Origin of the sequence: Acidovorax sp. sic0104, from assembly GCF_019219095.1 — a bacterium.
In the GTDB taxonomy this organism is placed as follows: Bacteria; Pseudomonadota; Gammaproteobacteria; order Burkholderiales; family Burkholderiaceae_C; genus Acidovorax.
The window spans coordinates 652,452-670,422 of sequence record NZ_JAHUWH010000001.1 but is presented as its reverse complement, the minus strand read 5'-3'; the positions used below and the strand labels follow the sequence as shown (position 1 = coordinate 670,422).

Genomic DNA, 17,971 nt, shown 5'->3' with positions numbered 1-17,971 from the left:
CGGTGACTACTCAGCGTGGCCGTCCCGGAAGCCGTTGACTGCCAAGCCTGGCACCTGGACGCGCAGGCTGAACAGCGAGCCGGCCGGGACGGCGGCCTCCAGCTCCTGCTGCGGCCGCCCGGCCCTTGCCGAGGTGATGTACAGCGTGCGCAGGTCGTCGCCCCCCAAACACACCATCGTCGGGCACTGGACAGGCATGGCGATGCGCTGGAGGATTGCGCCAGCGGGGGACAGTTGCAGCACACAGGCCCCTTCGTACATCGCCACCCAGTAGTTGCCCTCAACATCCACCGCCGCCCCGTCCGGACGACCGCCGTAGGGCTGGCCGTCCACCTTGCGGTCGAACTGCACCCAAGGCCGGCGGTTGGTGATGGCGCCAGTGGCCACGTCGAAATCGAACCGGTCGATGCGGTGCTCCGGCGTGTTGGACCAGTACATCACGCGGTTGTCGGGGCTGAAGGCCAGGCCGTTGGCGGTGAAGTTGTCGCCGGCCATGTGCTCCACGGTGTAGCGGCCGTCCTTGGCCGTCAGGCACCACAGCGCCGCATCGGGGGCCGTGCGCGGGGTGACCATCGAGCCTGCCCAGAAGCGGCCCGCGGCATCGCACCGGCCGTCGTTCAACCGCAGCCGCTCTGTGTCATGCCGATCGGGTGGCAATAGCGCTAGCAGAGAAAGTTCACCATCGGTCGTGTCGAGCCGGTAAAAGCCGTCCCGTAACCCGATTACGATTTTTCCACCCGCCGCTGGCGCGCAGCACGCGGGCTCGCTTGGGGTCTTCCATTGCCTGTGCTCGCCGGTCGCCGGGTTCCATGCATTCACGGCGTGTCCCTGAATGTCACACCAGTAAAGGGATTTTTCTTCGGGGTTCCAGAAGGGCGACTCGCCCAGCTCGGAGGGCGGAAGGGGCAGGCGCTGCAGGGTCATGGCTTGATGCGAGGTGGTTATCGAGTTACATTGTAGGACTCAAAACATGGCCTGCGCACAGGCCTTTTTCCTCCTCTTTCCCACCGATGGAGCATCCCATGCATTCAGTCGTAGCGCGCGTGACGGCTCGCATCATCCAGCGCAGCGCGGACACGCGGGCCACCTACCTGGCCGGTGTCGATGCCATGATCAATCGCAAGCCCCCGCAAGACCGCATGGGCTGCGCCAACCTGGCCCACGCGTACGCGGCGCTGCCCGGCGCCGAGAAGTTCAAGGTGACCGTCGAGAAGGCGCCCAACATCGGCATCGTCACGGCCTACAACGACATGCTGTCGGCCCACCAGCCGTACCAAAGTTACCCCGCGCTGCTGCGCGACGAAGCGGCCCGCCACGGCGCGACGGCCCAGGTGGCAGGCGGCGTGCCCGCGATGTGCGACGGCGTCACGCAGGGCACTCCCGGCATGGAGCTGTCGCTGTTCTCCCGCGATGCGATTGCCATGGCCACGGCGGTAGCGCTGTCCCACGATGTGTTCGACGCGGCGCTGCTGCTGGGCGTGTGCGACAAGATCGTGCCGGGCCTGTTGATCGGCGCGCTGCATTACGGGCACCTGCCCTGCGTGTTCGTGCCGGCCGGGCCCATGGGTTCGGGCCTGCCGAACAAGGACAAGGCCAAGGTGCGCGAGCAGTATGCGCAGGGCCTGGTGGGGCGCGACGAACTGCTCAAGGCCGAATCGGCCGCATACCACAGCCCCGGCACCTGCACCTTCTACGGCACGGCCAACAGCAACCAGATGCTGCTCGAAGCCATGGGCCTGCATGTGCCCGGCGCAGCGTTTGCGCCACCCGGCACGGGCGAGCGCGAGGCCTTCACGCGCCAGGCGGTGCGCACGGTGCTCGACATCGGCAAGCGCGGCCAGCGCTTCACGCCCATCGGGCGCCTGGTGGACGAGCGCTGCATCGTCAACGCCATGGCCGCGCTGCTGGCCACGGGTGGGTCGACCAACCATTTGATCCACTGGGTGGCCATTGCGCGCAGCGCGGGCATCCTGATCGACTGGACCGACTTTGACGAGCTGTCGTCCGTGGTGCCCCTGCTGGCCCGCGTGTACCCCAATGGCGATGCCGATGTGAACCAGTTCGAAGCCGCAGGCGGTCCGCCCTGGATCCTGCGCGAACTGCTGGCCAATGGCCTCATGCACGGCGACGTGCTCAGCGTGAACGCGGGCGGCATTGGCGAAGGAGGGCAGGGTGCTCCGGCGGTATCGGGCGACACCTCGGTGCTGCGGCCGGTGAGCGAGCCGTTCTCGCCCACAGGCGGCCTGCGCCTGCTGCAGGGGCGCCTGGGCCGTGCGGTGATCAAGGTCTCGGCCGTGCCGGAAGACCGCCACATCATCGAAGCACCCGCGCGCGTGTTCGACTCGCAAGAGGCGTTGCTCGCAGCCTTCAGCGCGGGCGAGGTGCAGCAGGACATGGTGGCCGTGGTGCGCTTTCAGGGCCCGCAGGCCAACGGCATGCCCGAGCTGCACAAGCTCACGCCTCCGCTGGCCGTGCTGCAGAACCAGGGCTTCAAGGTGGCATTGGTGACGGACGGCCGCATGAGCGGCGCTTCGGGCAAGGTGCCCGCCGCCATCCACGTGACGCCCGAGGCGCTGGCTGGCGGCCCGCTGGCCAAGGTGCTGGACGGCGACATCGTGCGCGTGGACGCCGTGGCCGGCACGCTCGACGTGCTGGTCGATGAGGCCACCTGGGCCGCCCGCGTCCCGGCGCCATACAACGCGCCATCGCAAGCCGGCTTTGGCCGCGAACTTTTCACTAACTTCCGCCGCCATGCCGGTGGCGCAGAACAAGGAGCCTGCACATGGCTGTAATCACCGCTTCGTCATCCACCCCCATGAACCCTGTTGATATCGCCAGCCACGGCCCCGTCATCCCCGTCATCGTGATCGACCGCGTGGAAGACGCGCTGCCCCTGGCCGAAGCGCTGCTTGCCGGTGGCGTGAAGGTGCTGGAAGTGACGCTGCGCACCGCCGCCGGCCTGCCCGCCATCGAGGCCATCGCCCGCAACCTGCCCGAGGCCGTGGTGGGCGTTGGCACCGTGCTCAATGCCGACGACGCGCGCCGCGCGAGCGAGGCCGGTGCGCGGTTTGCGGTCAGCCCGGGCTACACGTCAGCCGTGGGGAGTGCCTGCAAGGGCCTGAACCTGCCGCTGCTGCCCGGCGTGGCCACTTCGGGCGAGATCATGGCGGCGCTGGCCGACGGGTTCTCGTTCCTCAAGCTGTTCCCGGCCGAAGCCGTGGGCGGCATTCCGCTGCTCAAGTCATGGGTCAGCCCTTTCGGCGCGGTAAGTTTCTGCCCCACGGGCGGCATCACCAACGCCACGGCCGCGAACTATCTGGCGTTGCCCAACGTGCGCTGCGTCGGGGGCTCCTGGCTCACGCCCACGGATGCCGTGCGTGCCGGCGACTGGGCCCGCATCACCGAGCTGGCCCGGGCGACGCAGGCGCTGCGCCAACCTGCATGAGCTGATTTTCAGAGATAAAAAGACCCTGAAGCGCTTGATGGATAAGCGCGGGTAGCTATAAAAAAGAGAGCGTCTGGCAGCCAGCGGCTTGCCGGACGTGTTGTCCTTGTACGACAACAGTGCCGAGACACTGGTTTTGATTTCTAAAATAGGAATCATTCTTAGTCTCATTTTTATACCATGGCACTCCACTACCCCAAGACCGCGCTGAGCGTCGGCATCGCGCTGGCTTTTGGCCTGGCTCCCGCAGCGGCCGTCGCGCAAAGCAATTCAGCCGCCACCTTGTCCGAAGTGCGGGTGGACGCCAATGCCGAAAAGGAATCCGCTACGGCGCCCGTGGTGGGCTACCGCGCACGCAACGCGGCGACGGCCACCAAGACCGACACGCCGCTGGCGGAGACCCCGCAGTCCGTCACCGTGATCACGCGCGACCAGATGGTGGACCAGGGCGCCACGACCTTCCAGGAAGCCTTGCTGTACGCCGCCGGCGTGCGCAGCGATGCCTACGGCCTGGACAGCCGTTCCGACAGCGTGCGGGTGCGCGGCAGCTCGCCGGACACCTACCTGGACGGCCTGCGCCAGAACTACAACTGGTACACCAGCACCGCTGCGGCCGAGCCCTACACGCTGGAGCGCCTGGAGGTGCTGCGCGGGCCGTCCGGCATGCTGTTCGGTGCGGGCACGGTGGCGGGCGTGGTCAACATGGTCAGCAAACGCCCTCTGCAGGAAGCGCAGCGCGAGGTGGGCGTGCAGTTCGGCAGCTGGAACCGCAAGCAGTTGCAGGCCGACCTGACCGGTCCGATCACGAAAGATGGTGAGTGGTCGTACCGCTTCGTGGCGGTGGCGCGCGACGCCGACACGCAGACCGACTACGTTCAGAACGACCGGCGCCTGATCGCGCCCTCGCTGGCCTGGCGTCCCAATGCCGCCACGTCGCTCATCCTGCAGGGCCACTGGCAGCAGGACCGCAGCGGCAGCACCGCGCAGTTCCTGCCCTGGTCGGGAACGCTGCTGCCCAACCCCAACGGGAAACTGCCGATCAACCGCTTCATCGGCGAGCCCGGCGACTACTACGACACCGACCGCGAATCCATCGGCTATCTGTTCGAGCACCGCTTCAACGATGCCTGGACGGTGCGCCAGAACCTGCGCCTGTCGCGCAACGAGAACCGGGGCGGCTACCACTACGCCGACTTCTTCACCATCCCCGGCGGCTTTGGGGCAGACCCCGTCAACCAGCGCCTGGTGGGACGCCTGTACGGCCAGAACATCACCCGCACGCGCATGGCTGCGGTGGACACGCACCTGCAGGGCAACCTCACGACCGGCGCCGTGCGCCACCAGTTGCTGCTGGGCGTGGACTGGAACCGCCAGACCGAGAACAAGACCGAGGCGGACGACTCGTTCAACACGCCCATCGATGCGTTCGCACCGGTGTATGGCAACCGCGTCAACCCAGCGCTCTCAGCGCGGCCCGAGAATGTCCAGCGCCAGAGCGGCCTGTACGTTCAGGACCAGATGAAGTGGGGTAACTGGATCTTCATCGCCGGCTTGCGCCACGATCGCGCCGTCAACAGCCTGGCGGGCGCGGCCGATGACCGCACCAGCGACACCACCAAGCGCCTGGGGGTGATGTACCAGCTGGCCGGAGGCTGGACGCCTTACGTCAGCTACGCCGAGTCCTTCAGTCCCGTGAGCGGCACCAACGCCTACGGCCAGCGCTTCAAGCCGCTGGAGGGCGAGCAGATCGAGGTGGGCGTGAAGTATGTGCCCGAAGGCAGTGGCACCCAGTTCACTGCGGCAGTGTACGACCTCAAGGAAAAGAACCAGAGGGTGGCCGACCCCACCAACCCGAACAACTCGCTGCAGGTCGGCAAGACACGCAATAAGGGCCTGGAGCTGGAGTACAAGGCGCGCGTGGCCACGGCTTTCGACCTGACGGCACACTACAACTACACCGATGCCGATGCATTGCTGGAAGGCCTGCCGCGCCACCAGGCGGCTGTGTGGGGCGTGTACCGATTTGCGGTGGGTGGCATGCGTGGTTTCTCGGCGGGCGCAGGCTATCGCTGGCTGTCATCGTTCCGCGATGGCACGGGGCCCCGGGTGCCTGCCGCGGGCGTGGTCGATGCCATGCTGGCCTACGACACGCAGGACTGGCGCTATGCCCTGAACATCAGCAACCTGGCCGACAAGAAGTACATGAGCACCTGCCTGGCGCGTGGCGACTGCTGGTGGGCAACGCGGCGCAACGTGGTGCTGAGCGCGACGTACAGGTTCTGATCCGCCTTTCCAAGCCGGGAACGCGCAAGCACGCCTCGCGGCCCGGACAGGTTGCGTCAAAAACAGCAAGCAACTGGGGGGAGGCAACCCCCCACGCGGATGTTCTTGGCGCGAGTGCCTTGCGGGCCACTGCGGCTGCTGGCGGTTGCCTCGGAACGACTGCAATGCTGGAACACATCGCGCGTTTCGCCCCCGGCCAGCGCACTCCTTCGTGGGCGGCAGGGTCACGCCGGTAGATTCCTAACGGCGATATCCCCAACGCCTCAGCGCGCCGAGACAAGCGGGGTGGACTCCGCTGCAGTGGATTGCTCGGGACCTTTTTCGGGAAGTTCCAGCACGAAGCTTGCGCCGAGCGCAGTGTCCGTCCTTGCAAAGATGCGCCCGTTGAGAACTTGCGCCAGACGACGGACCAGCGCGAGGCCAGGGCCGCCAGAACAGACCGAGAAAGCCAGCTCTCATGGGGCCGACAAAGACAGCAGTCAATCCGGTGGATTGCAGACGTACTGAAGGAGCCCATCGCCTGCGGCATGCCCCAGCGCGTTCGCCGCATCTCCTCGCGCCGTCCGGTTGCCCGGTGGTGCAGCGGTCAGCGGCGAAGAGAAAACCTGGACAAAAAAAAGCCCCTGTGACAGGGGCTTGGAAGTTCGCAGGCAGCAAGTCATTCGCTGCCTTTGGTGTTTTGTGCGACACACACGGGGCAGGGACGTGGCCTGCTCCGTGTGAGGTCGGCGGGCAATTACATGCCCATGCCGCCCATGCCACCCATGCCGCCCATGTCGGGCATGCCGCCGCCAGCACCGGCTTCTTCCTTCGGAGCCTCGGCCACCATGGCTTCGGTCGTCAGCAGCAGCGATGCCACGGATGCGGCGTTTTGCAGGGCCGTGCGGGTGACCTTCGTGGGGTCCAGAATGCCCAGCTCGAGCATGTCGCCGTACGTGTCGTTGGAGGCGTTGAAACCGTAGTTGCCCTTGCCGGCCAGCACAGCGTTTACCACGACGGAGGCTTCGCCACCAGCGTTGTTCACGATTTCGCGCAGGGGGGCTTCGATGGCCTTCAGCACCAGCTTGATACCGGCTTCCTGGTCGGAGTTGTCGCCCTTGACCGAGTCACCGACAGCTTGCTTGGCGCGCAGCAGAGCCACGCCACCACCAGCCACGACGCCTTCTTCCACAGCTGCACGGGTAGCGTGCAGTGCGTCTTCCACGCGGGCCTTCTTTTCCTTCATTTCGACTTCGGTGGCAGCGCCGACCTTGATCACGGCCACGCCGCCAGCCAGCTTGGCCACGCGCTCTTGCAGCTTTTCGCGGTCGTAGTCCGAGGTGGCTTCTTCGATCTGCACGCGCACTTGCTTGACGCGGGCTTCGATATCAGCGGCAGCGCCGGAGCCGTCGATGATGATGGTGTTTTCCTTGCCCACTTCGATGCGCTTGGCCTGGCCCAGGTCGGCCAGGGTCACCTTTTCCAGGGTCAGGCCCACTTCTTCAGCGATGACCTTGCCGCCCGTCAGGATGGCGATGTCTTCCAGCATGGCCTTGCGGCGGTCGCCGAAGCCAGGAGCCTTGACAGCCACAACCTTCAGAATGCCGCGGATCGTGTTGACCACCAGCGTAGCCAGGGCTTCGCCGTCAACTTCTTCGGCAATGATCAGCAGGGGACGGCCAGCCTTGGCGACCTGTTCCAGCGTAGGCAGCAGGTCGCGGATGTTGCTGATCTTCTTGTCGAACAGCAGCACGAAGGGGTTGTCCAGAATGGCGGATTGCTTTTCTGGGTTGTTGATGAAGTAGGGCGACAGGTAGCCACGGTCGAACTGCATGCCTTCCACGACGTCCAGTTCGCTTTCCAGCGACTTGCCGTCTTCCACGGTGATCACGCCTTCCTTGCCGACCTTGTCCATGGCGTCAGCGATCAGCTTGCCGATGGTTTCGTCGGAGTTGGCAGAGATCGAACCCACTTGGGCGATTTCCTTGGAGGTGGTGGTGGGCTTGGAAGCCTTCTTCAGCTCGGCGACCAGGGCCGTCACGGCCTTGTCGATACCGCGCTTGAGGTCCATCGGGTTGATCCCAGCGGCCACGTACTTGAAGCCTTCGCGCACGATGGCCTGGGCCAGCACGGTCGCGGTGGTGGTGCCGTCACCAGCGTTGTCGCTGGTCTTGGAGGCCACTTCCTTCACGAGCTGGGCGCCCATGTTCTGCAGCTTGTCCTTGAGTTCGATTTCCTTGGCCACGGACACGCCGTCCTTGGTCACGGTAGGGGCGCCGAACGAGCGCTCCAGCACCACGTTGCGGCCCTTGGGGCCCAGGGTCACCTTGACCGCGTTGGCCAGGATGTTCACGCCTTCAACCATGCGTGCGCGGGCTTCGCCGCCGAAAACTACGTCTTTTGCTGCCATTTGGAGCTCCTAATTAGGTTCAAATTGGCTGCTAGCGCTTATCCAGTAAGCGTCGGCAGCTATGAAAAAATGAGTGAATCAGCAGGGGAGAATTACTTCTCGACGACTGCGAACAGGTCGTCTTCCTTCATGACCAGCAGCTCGTCGCCGTTGACCTTGACGGTCTGGCCCGAGTACTTGCCGAACAGAACGCGGTCGCCGACCTTCACGTTCAGGGCGAGCACTTCACCCTTGTCGTTCTTCTTGCCGGGGCCTACGGCCAGCACTTCACCTTGATCGGGCTTTTCAGCGGCGTTGTCAGGGATCACGATGCCCGAGGCGGTCGTGGTTTCGCTTTCGATACGCTTGACGATCACGCGATCGTGCAGAGGGCGAAGGTTCATTGCAATGCTCCTGTTGTCAGTGAAAAAAGGCTGAGGGACTCAAAAGCGCCCGGCAGGCCGGACGCGCACGAAATTTCCCGGCAGACGGGTGTTAGCACTCGTCTGGGGTGAGTGCTAATGATACGGGCAATTGTGGCGGTTTCAAGACGGGGGCGCATTTGCAGGGCTTGCTGCGGAACGCCACTCTACTTTCGTTTTTCCGCCATTCAACTTTAGATTTTGGTGACTCGGTAGCGCGGAGTTGCCGCGTATGCCGTCAGCCTGTCATTCTTTGGAACGTTTAAAGCAGAAGTCAAAATTAAAAGTGGGTGCTCACTATTTTTATCGATAAAAACCTAGGTGCTTCCATGGCAGCTCCCGGCGGGTTGCAGTCACGGGGTTGCCGCAGACGGATGAGTGCCAGTTTTGGTGCTAGTTTTATCTGCGCCTTTGTGTGATCCCTAAACAGCCGCGCACCGATGTACATATTTTTAGGTGCCTCAGTTGAAGCGCTGGCTGGCAAAAGCTAAGGGGGTTTAGGTGGGCTGCTTTAGGCTGCTCACAGACGTTCGAGTTTGAGGTCTGGATGACCGGGCCCAGCCCACTCTAGAAACGTACGGCGTGAGGACAGGTGACCAGCTACATTGGCCACATGAGCTGCGTTCAGATTCCCACTGACAGCCACATTGAGGGGTCAGGCTGGACGGACCATGGCCGATACCTCATCGCGGCGGAATGGTTCAGAAAGGGCCTGAACTTCTACCAGGCCGGAGCCCAGCTCCACGCCATAGGCGGCGCCCCTATGTGTGCCGCAACTTGCTGTGCCAGGCCATCGAGATCTGCGGCAAGTCCTACCTGCTGCATATCGATTTCTCCCGCTACGAGCCAAAGTTAAAGCGTTTTGGGCATGATCTTGTGAAGCTGGCGGAGGCGGTGCAAGGAGAAGCCGGAGTGAGTTTCCTCACACTCCGCCTGCGGGAGGAGTTGTAGGCTCTGAGCCAGCTCTATTCCAAGCAGCTTCTTCGCTATGCTTCTGGCTACGACCTTCTGGTTGACGGCTCCACGATTCCAGCGGGATTGGTCGGGCGGAGCTTTGCTCGCCTGGCGGTGCAACACGCCACGCGAACCTACCGCAATGCTGAGCCTGGAGGCCTCCCCAGATCTCGGATGGACCATTCGAGCTAAACAACTCAAATCACTGGGAGGGCATTGAATGCAAGCACGCTTCACTAAGCCGATTGCACGCTACATCGTCCCGATCGGCGGCGGGGTCGAGAATGACACCGACATCGCTGCTGCACTCAACTGGCTCGCCGCCTGCTCTGGTGATGCTGCCGCCTTCTTTTTCCGGTTAAGCGCCGCGCAGCGACGCTACCGCGAGGTGGTGGCCGATGACACAGTCCGCGGCAGAGACCCGTCGTGGTCCACCCTCGGGCCCGATATCGTTGCCGCCTATCTAGCTCAAGGAAAGTCTTTGCTCGACGACCGTCGTTCATATGACTTTGCGCTCGTTTCACACGTCGCGCCCTGGCTCAAGCAGCTCGGCGCCAACCTTCCGGACCTGAAGCGCGTTGTCGGCGCGCAGGACCGGGCACTGCGCATGCTTCGTAACGTCCAGGTTCTCCCAGACACCGCGATGTTCGAGCTCGTCATGGCCAGCAACTACGCAGCAGAAGGTTTCGAAGTGACCTTCATTGAAGAGGGTCCCGGAAAGACGCCTGACCTGCGGGTGTCCTTTGGAAAATCAGGCCCTGAATTGTTCGTGGAGCTGAAGCGTCTGCAGCGCGGGCAGTACGAGATTGAAGAGCGAAAAAAACACCGCGAAATCTTCCTCTCGCTCGACACTTTCCTGCAAGAGAAGGAGCTGTCGGTCGACATCGATGTGACCTACGAGAGGGAGCTGCAGGAAGTGAATGTCGAGTACTTGCTCCAACGACTCAAACGAGCACTGGCGTGCCCAATCCTTCTCCCCGGAGGATATACGTGGAAGGATGAGCTTGGTAGCGGCATCATCCGCGATGCAAACGTGGACGCCGTGCATCGCGACACGCGCAACAGCTACCTCTACTTCGGGACAAAGCTGGCGCGGCTGCTCTCAGACCGCATCGTTTCGGAGAACAACTATCACCTCTCCGCAAGGGCCACAGAACATCCAGAGGATCCGAGATACATCGATCGGCTGCAGTTTGGATCCGTTGTGACATGGAACTGCGTCTCGCCGGTTGCGAATGAACGCAAAGCCAAGTATGTGCGTAGCAAACTCGCGGAAGCAGACAGGCAGATTGGCGACCACGGGCGGGGCATCGTTCATATCGCAATGGATGCCGAGCTTCACAGTGACGCTTCTGATCTGAGGCGCCTCCGAAATCAGAAGACGTTAAGCACCTTCGAACTGGGTTCGCAGACGGCCGTCGTTTACCTCCACTACTTTGTTCCCCGAGTGTCTGAGGACCACTCCTGGCTGTCGGACGAAACTGTCGACGTCTTTAGCCGGCTCGACGACCCGCCAGACCCATTTCTCGCCTTTCGCGACTCGGCGACGCTAGGCAATGACCTGCCCGCATGGTGGCAGCGCATTGGAGCTTCCAAGGCTTAGAGAATCGAGTGTGCGAAAACCAGATGCACTTGACCACCGAGTCCACTGCAACGTGACCACATGCGCCGCATTTACTTGACCGACCGGACCAGGGCCCAGTGCCAATCGGAGTTGCTCGGCTTAGGAGCGACTCCTCCGCTGCCAAACATTAGATCCCCACAAAGCTACCTTGCAGAACCGAAGCGTGCTAGGTCGCGTGCTGTTCGGACTGCCATCGACAAGTAGTAGGGGGCTTGGCTGATCATTGAGCCGGAAGACTTGCCACCAATCCGTTTAATTGACTATGAGATTGGGCGCACTCGACTGGCACGTATCAGCACTCTGCAGTAGACCATTGCGCTGCAGGCATGGAGAGGGCTGCCATGCATCGGTTCTACCCGAGTCAAGTCCAAGCCTGAATCAAGCTACTTGCGAACGTTCACCAATGCCCGGTTTGCGCCACCTATGTGCCGCGCAGCCAGTCAGGCAGCTCCTGCTGGTCTAGCAGAGGTTGTGCCAACCTTGCGGTACTGAGCTCGGAACAGCTCGTACAGACTATCGCGTGTGGGAGATGGCTGCGCGTCACGCGTACTAGCAAACATGTCGTAGTAGCGCGCAAACATCTTCCGGTCTTGCGCCTTGTTCCACTTCCAACCGAGGCCTGGCGTCGACGCGTCCGGCAGCCGTTCCGTGGCCGCTCGGTGCAGGACGAAGGTGAACACATCGTTATTAATGCTCTTGACCATGGAGAAGGTCAAGTCGGCCACGCTTTCCAAGGCAGTCTTGCTGAGCCTTACCGGCTTCTCCAGCAATGAACTGTGAGTCTGCAGACCAAGGGCCGTCGCATTTTTCGCGCCAAGCTTGCCAAAACGATGTGTGCAGCAGTGTCGCACATGCAGAATTTGGTCGAACTCTTCGATGAGTCGCTTGCTGCCGGCGGAAAGACTCTTTAGTCCAACGTATTTCGGCAGGGCCTTTTCTATTTCCTTCTGTGTCGAGAAGCTGACTTCCTCCAGCAGAGCATCCGGCAGCATATCGAGCTCATGGTGGAGCGCGGCTGCATACGACAGCTGCTGAGTCGCGCAGAGCGCCTGGGCGTACGGGTCGCAATGGATAAGCTTGCGAATGAGCGAGCGCATGTAGCCCTCAACCGCAGACACATACCCAACCAGGATGAGCCGACTTACTTCCGGCACGACCTCTTCAGTCGGACCAAGCGAACTCCATTGCCGATTTAGCGCCAGGCAGTTTTCAAGGAATTGGTCGACTGGTGACTGCTTGGCTTCTGCATAGCTGGCGTCAAACAGGGTCGCCGTGTCAATGGGTTGGCGAGTTGGCCGTACGGTGACGATGATTCCGTAATTGCTCATTGCCGCCTCTTACGACAGATAGTCGTCAACGAAGCTGTTCAGCACATCGACGATGCGAGCGGTTCGGCTCTTGCCGAACCCAGAGACGGTCAGCAGCTCTGCAGCAGGGTCCTGTTTAGCCAAGTAATCACGGATGGTCTTGAAGAACGGGAGGTTGTCCTTGATTTGCTTCCGCTGCCAGTCAGTAAGTCCTGGCACTTCCGCGATTGATGTATCAAGGCACAGGTTGAACGTGGACGCGTCGACTAACTGGTGCGCACAGTTGTGGCAGAAACGCTGATTGTCGGTAAGCCGGCGCTCTGAACAGTTGGCGCACTTTGGCAGCGCCAGATTGAGACCAGCGACGAAGTGCTCGCCGACCACGCTATCTAGGCTCTTGCGGAGCGGATGCTTGGTAGATTTGTTCCGAATTCCGTCGAGGTTCTCTTTCAGGGAGCCCTTGTGGCCAGTGAAAGTACCGTTGCTCAGCAGCAAGGTTGTGTGCGGGATGTACTTTCTGTAGATGCGGTTCCCACCGTGCTTTACGTCTCCATCGTTATAGATTAGACCGGCTTCAATTAGTAGGTTGAGGGTCCGCTCAAGAAGTGGAACTAGCTCGTCGACCCGGATGCCGTAAGCGAGGCCTTTCTCACCGCGGGCTAGCAGCTGCACGTTGTAATCTTTCAGTTCCTTCGCCACATTGCCCACAAAGGTCTCGCCTGCCGCGACGAGGATTTCCAGCTTAGGAATCTTCTTCCCCAGGGTGCGGAACTCTGCAAGCCGGGCCGTAAGGTGTTCGACGATGATCCGGTTGACGCCCTGTTGGGCTGTCTTGAAACCACCTCGCTGATAGTCCTCCAGCATGGTCAAGTAGGCGCGAGGGATACCGAAAGCCGCGAACCGCAAGAGTGCCGTCACGTCGTCTGGAATGGCTTCGATGCCTTTCACGCGGACGGAAGCAATGTCGCCCATGATGGCGTCGTACTCAGGGCTCTCGATGGATATCCAAGCCGGTATCGCCGTTGCATCCTGGCCTTGATGAAAACGTGGACTTGCCTCGGTGGTGCCGGGGTACACGGAAACCTTCGGAGCAATCGTCGCTGATTTCAACGAGCGCACGATGTCCAGGAACTCGACTAGGTAGTCGGGAGTCAGGGTCATCGCCGCGTCGTCGAGCAGCAGCACCGTGTACTTGCGTTCAGCGGCTTCCCGCAGCTTGTCGATGACGCCCTTGGTGCGGTCAATGGACAACGAGTCTGAGAACGCATTGAGTGCGTCATTAAGCGGCTGGTTGCGCTCGAGACGCGCAGCAAGTGCATGCAACTTGTCAGGTGGGTATCCCTGCTCTTCGAATACCTTGTCAGCGCCGGAGATAGCGGGCGTCCATGCCTGTGCACTTTCGTGCGCGGAAATGAGGATTCGCGCTAGCACCCATGAGTGAAAGAGCTGGGTCGCTCCCGCATTGCTCGAGAGCAATGGCTCGAGGCGGAAGTACCGCTGAAAGGACGAAAACACCGCGAATGGCTTGGATGCGGAATCGCGGCAGTTCAGCCAAGCGACTCGCATCATATGGGTCTTGCCACAGCCGCGCGGTCCCACAATTGTCCGCAACGCTCGATTGGTCAACTCGCTGGTGATCGTGCTAAACAGAGATCCTGTGCTGGCGGTCTCACTCAGCAGGTCCTCCAGCGGGATGTAGTCGGCGCGCTGTTGCAGCGTGGCGCTGAGCTCGTCGGCCGAAGCAGTTGCTTGCATTGTCATGCGCGGCATCCCGGGATAACCATATCAAGAAGCGCATCTCGGGTGATGAATTTTGCGCCCACTCCGTGCGACGCTGTTTGTAAAGCCAGGCGACCCGCCTGGCTTCTGAAAAACTTGAGAACTTCCCCGTGCAGCTCTGAAGCTACTCTGATGCGTAAGATGCAGTCTGACAATGCTACGCGACCACGCTCGACGATCGCCACCTTCTCCTCAAGATTTCTGCCCACTCGCGCCACCAGGATGTCGCCCGGTTCAGCGTAGAGGGCATCAATAGTTTCCGCTCGAGCCTTGGAAAGATGGAACGCTCTCGGTACGCCAGTGCCTGTGAAGTCGGTGGTGTGGAACACCGGAAAGTCGCATGCGCTCCGCTCACTTGACGAGAAGGTGCCCCGAGCCACTGTTGCACCGAGGTCACGAAGCGTTACGTGGCCACGGCGTGGAAACACGTCTTGGGCCGGTGCGCAGTGGAATGAGTAATCTAGGCGCGAGATTGCCTCGTCCACAGGAAGGTCCAGAGGTCTCGTGAGTGACCCGTCCGCCTCGAGCCGCTGCAGCGCAATGACGTCGGCCGACTTACCCTGCTTGGTCAGGACTACCACGTAGGCCTTCGCCTCTGTGCCGTGAAACATTCTTCGGGGCAGCTCGATGACTCGCTCAAGCCGATGCTCCGTAGTCAAAGCATGCCGAAGCGCCCCGCACTTCTCGCCGGCGATGATGCCGTCAGGCAGTATCAGCCCCAGTTTTCCGCCCGGCCGAAGGAACCGCAGGTTCTGCGCGATGAAAAGGATGTCCGCAGGAACACACTTGATGTGCGGAAAGACCCCCGACAGTCGAGCGTCCTCAAGAATTTGACCGAAGTGGCTACGCCACCTTGGTCGGATGTATGGTGGGTTACACAGGGCGGAATGAGCCACGCCAACGTCCAAACCGATTTTTTGTGCGAGCTGCGCATCGAGGGCGTCGGCGACATGATGGCTGAAAGAGGAGTTGGCCTGTTCAAGGAGCCGCGAGCTGCCAGCGTTTTTGTCAATGTCGACTGTAATGAAGCGTACATCGGTCCAACGTCGGCTGGCTTCGCCAACCAGCGCGCCGTCACCTGCCCCGAGGTCGATAACTACACCTTTGGGCGCGCGACCCATCGCTGAAACCAGCACCTCCGCCGCGCCACCACGTGTGTAGTACCGCCCGTATGGGTCGGAGTATCGAGATGCAGTTGCAAGCGCCATGTTCTATTGCTGTATTGGGGTTGCTTATTTGTAGCGCCTGTTTTCGAGCTACTTTTCAGGCGCAGTACAGTGTGCCCTACCGTCGACCAGCCACGAGATTTTTACAAGGAAGGCTCGTAGCCTACCCCTTGCAAGCCGTCACATATGTGCACTGCCTCTCATAATATCGCTCTCCGGGGCAACTGGTAGGTTTGCGCTGCGACCGCTTTTAAATGGAGGTAGCCGAAGCATGGTGACCTCGTTTGACGACAGTCTCCTTGGCCCCCACTGGTCTGGGGAAGTCGCGTGCTTTCATCCGGCTGGCTATACGGGGGCGGACGAGCGAGTCATTGAACGATATCGCTCCAATAGCACTCCTAGGTAGTCAAGCTGCCGTTGGCAGTAAGGGTGTACGTGCGATTTACACGGCAAGCTGCCGCTTATTTGTCAGAGTTATGCTGGATTTAAGGAATGGCTTCCGGGCATCGGGCGATGGTGTGCATTAAAACGCAGCGGTTCCAGCATTCGCTCCAGCGGACGGCTGCGCCATCCGCCTGGCTATGATGTTCAACGACCGCTTGCGGGCGTCGAGTTCTGCAAAGCGAAGGGCAGCACCCGCTGCAAGACTGCTTTTGGCCAATTCGAAACGACTTGCCACAGCTCGCAAATGGGGACTGGCTCTCGCGGGAGGGCTACCGCGCCAACTGCTTGCTTCTAAAAACTAAGCGGGTTTGGCTGACAAAGCCACAAAGCAGCTGTGCAACTTTTCCCTCAGTTCCTGTTGGACGTCGGGGTTTGACAAGCCAGTTGTTCCATCGCATGCAACGAGGTTTCGGCGACAGGAGTCAGGCCAACCTTCCAGGTCGTCATCGAGAGCTATCCACTGCCGGGGCTTTCGGCGCAGCGTATCTTCCTGAACTTGCACGCCTCGGGGGGGGGTGCGGAACATGGACTCGTTCCAAGGGTCCACACCATGCACGCGTCCGTGGTACGTCCCACCAATGAACCGGGCACGCAGGGAGGCCGGAAGCCGTTTTAGGGTTGCGCTGTATCCGGGACGGATGCACCAACTGCTACTCAGTACCAAGGCCACTGTTGGGTAGGGTTCAAGCACAGACTCCAAGATAGGAACCCATTCGAAAAGAGAATGTCCAGCCGCCTCGTACGGACTCATGTATATGCCCTTGCGGGGATGCCAGAGCACTTTTTCGTGGTGGACGACACCGTCAAGGTCCAGGTACAGAACCATGTCCGCACTGCGCGGAGTGGATGCTGGAAGATATGGGGAATTTTGGCCTGAGGGCATTGCCGTAGGGATTCTGTGTGGCGCCAGTTGGTCTGCGGGGACGACGACATAGCTGAGCTGACTCAAGAACTTGCAACTCACCGCCAAAGCCTACGAAAACGCACCAGACTGTGCGCGGAGGAGCAAGCTACTCACCACCTCCAGGCCATTGGACTCAAAGAGCACATCAAGAGGCCTCCGATTCCCCAAGGCAGGAACCTCCTCCATACGCCAGTGGTCAAGCCAAGAACGCGCGTCAAAACCGCTTGGGTCCCCGGCCTCGTTGACCATTCTCTGTACGATCACGGTGAGAGTGTTGATGTTGTCTTCAAGAGCCATGGCGTAGTCCGTGGAATGGCTGTAGATTAGCCTGCAGCGATAACGGTGCAGTCCCTACGTTTGAGCTCCAGCTTTTGGCCTTTGTAGATGGCTGGTCAGATTGGCAGTTGCAATTGGTCACGTAGCGAGTAAACATGGTCAAGGTGCTGAAAACACTTTACGTGTTGGCAAACCAGCACCCTGACCACCCCGTGATCACCATTAGGTCGCCTGCATCCGCTTCGCGGCGTGCAGCTTCCGCATGGATTCTCCTTTGAGCTGGAGCCGATGGGCTTGATGAACAACCCTGTCAAGAATCGCGTCGGCAATCGTCGGATCAGGAAATAGCCCATGCCATTGATCTATCGGGTACTGGCTCGTAATCAAGATTGAACCGGACCGCATGCGCCTATCTACAACGTCCAGCAGTACGTGAGCAGCTTGTGCATTCAGGTTGCCGATGCCAAAGTCATCCAAGATGAGCAACTGCGGCTTGATCAGCGCCGCCTTCAACTTTGGCAAGGAGCCATCGAGCATCGCAGAGCCAATATCTGCGTACAGATCAGAGGCTCGGTAAAACACCACGGAGAGCTTGAGCCTGCAGGCCTGGGTTCCGAAAGCACATGCCAGCCACGTTTTTCCGACTCCCGTCGCGCCCAAGATGATGAGGTTCTGGCGACGATTAATCCACTCACAAGTTGATAGCGATGAAACGAGGGAGCGATCAAGCTGCCGACTAGCACGCGAGTCCAGGTCTTCGAGGTTTGCTGGCTCAGGAAGTGCTGCGCCTTTAATCAGCCGCTTCAACTTTTTGTTTTCGCGCTCTGACCATTCCCTTTCAACCAGCATGCCGAGCCTGTCTTCAAAGCTGAACTGCTGTAAAGATGGCGTATCCATCTGAGTGCTCAAAGCGTCAGCCATGGCTCCCATGCGCAACTCCCGCAGACGTGTGATGGTCTGATGAATTCCACTCATGTATTGCCTCCGTAGTAGGAAGGC

General features: G+C 61.0%; 12 protein-coding genes. 4 read left to right on the top strand and 8 right to left on the bottom strand.

The window, feature by feature from the left end:
• Positions 1-6: 6 nt before the first annotated feature.
• Positions 7-924, bottom strand: a complete 918-nt coding sequence (locus tag KW835_RS03125; protein WP_218380800.1) for an SMP-30/gluconolactonase/LRE family protein — start codon at positions 922-924, stop codon at positions 7-9.
• 98 nt (positions 925-1,022) lie between these two features.
• On the opposite strand from KW835_RS03125, the gene edd reads away from it, so the two are divergent.
• From edd to KW835_RS03110, 3 genes are all read left to right on the top strand, one after another.
• Positions 1,023-2,792 carry a phosphogluconate dehydratase gene (edd, locus tag KW835_RS03120; RefSeq protein WP_218380799.1) on the top strand — a complete coding sequence of 590 codons (1,770 nt, stop codon included), beginning with the start codon at positions 1,023-1,025 and terminating at the stop codon, positions 2,790-2,792.
• Positions 2,783-3,445: a bifunctional 4-hydroxy-2-oxoglutarate aldolase/2-dehydro-3-deoxy-phosphogluconate aldolase gene (eda, locus tag KW835_RS03115; RefSeq protein WP_255593207.1), complete on the top strand. Its 663-nt coding sequence runs from the start codon at positions 2,783-2,785 to the stop codon at positions 3,443-3,445. The genes edd and eda overlap by 10 nt, the downstream gene beginning before the upstream one ends.
• 180 nt (positions 3,446-3,625) lie before the next feature.
• Positions 3,626-5,728: a TonB-dependent siderophore receptor gene (locus KW835_RS03110; RefSeq protein WP_218380798.1), complete on the top strand. Its 2,103-nt coding sequence runs from the start codon at positions 3,626-3,628 to the stop codon at positions 5,726-5,728.
• 736 nt (positions 5,729-6,464) lie between these two features.
• Here the strand turns inward: KW835_RS03110 and groL are convergent.
• Both groL and KW835_RS03100 read right to left on the bottom strand, forming a co-directional pair.
• Positions 6,465-8,117 (bottom strand): chaperonin GroEL, encoded by a 1,653-nt coding sequence (groL, locus tag KW835_RS03105; protein WP_218380797.1) that lies wholly within the window; start codon positions 8,115-8,117, stop codon positions 6,465-6,467.
• 92 nt (positions 8,118-8,209) lie between these two features.
• Positions 8,210-8,500: a co-chaperone GroES gene (locus KW835_RS03100; RefSeq protein ID WP_056173280.1), complete on the bottom strand. Its 291-nt coding sequence runs from the start codon at positions 8,498-8,500 to the stop codon at positions 8,210-8,212.
• 1,192 nt (positions 8,501-9,692) lie between these two features.
• Here KW835_RS03100 and KW835_RS03095 point away from each other — a divergent pair.
• Complete coding sequence (locus tag KW835_RS03095) at positions 9,693-11,075, top strand: hypothetical protein (protein ID WP_218380796.1); 1,383 nt, start codon at positions 9,693-9,695, stop codon at positions 11,073-11,075.
• A gap of 461 nt (positions 11,076-11,536) precedes the next feature.
• On the opposite strand, the gene KW835_RS03090 is transcribed toward KW835_RS03095, so the two are convergent.
• The 5 genes from KW835_RS03090 to istB form a co-directional block, all read right to left on the bottom strand.
• The gene (locus KW835_RS03090; protein ID WP_218380795.1) at positions 11,537-12,424 is read right to left on the bottom strand and encodes a hypothetical protein; all 888 of its coding nucleotides are present in this window, start codon (positions 12,422-12,424) and stop codon (positions 11,537-11,539) included.
• A gap of 9 nt (positions 12,425-12,433) precedes the next feature.
• Positions 12,434-14,164: a hypothetical protein gene (locus tag KW835_RS03085; RefSeq protein ID WP_218380794.1), complete on the bottom strand. Its 1,731-nt coding sequence runs from the start codon at positions 14,162-14,164 to the stop codon at positions 12,434-12,436.
• Positions 14,161-15,390: an N-6 DNA methylase gene (locus KW835_RS03080; RefSeq protein ID WP_218380793.1), complete on the bottom strand. Its 1,230-nt coding sequence runs from the start codon at positions 15,388-15,390 to the stop codon at positions 14,161-14,163. Before KW835_RS03080 ends, KW835_RS03085 begins: the two co-directional genes overlap by 4 nt.
• A gap of 700 nt (positions 15,391-16,090) precedes the next feature.
• Positions 16,091-16,618: an HAD domain-containing protein gene (locus tag KW835_RS03075; protein ID WP_339385485.1), complete on the bottom strand. Its 528-nt coding sequence runs from the start codon at positions 16,616-16,618 to the stop codon at positions 16,091-16,093.
• 576 nt (positions 16,619-17,194) lie between these two features.
• Positions 17,195-17,947 carry an IS21-like element helper ATPase IstB gene (istB, locus tag KW835_RS03065; RefSeq protein WP_218380790.1) on the bottom strand — a complete coding sequence of 251 codons (753 nt, stop codon included), beginning with the start codon at positions 17,945-17,947 and terminating at the stop codon, positions 17,195-17,197.
• Between the last annotated feature and the right edge of the window lie 24 nt (positions 17,948-17,971).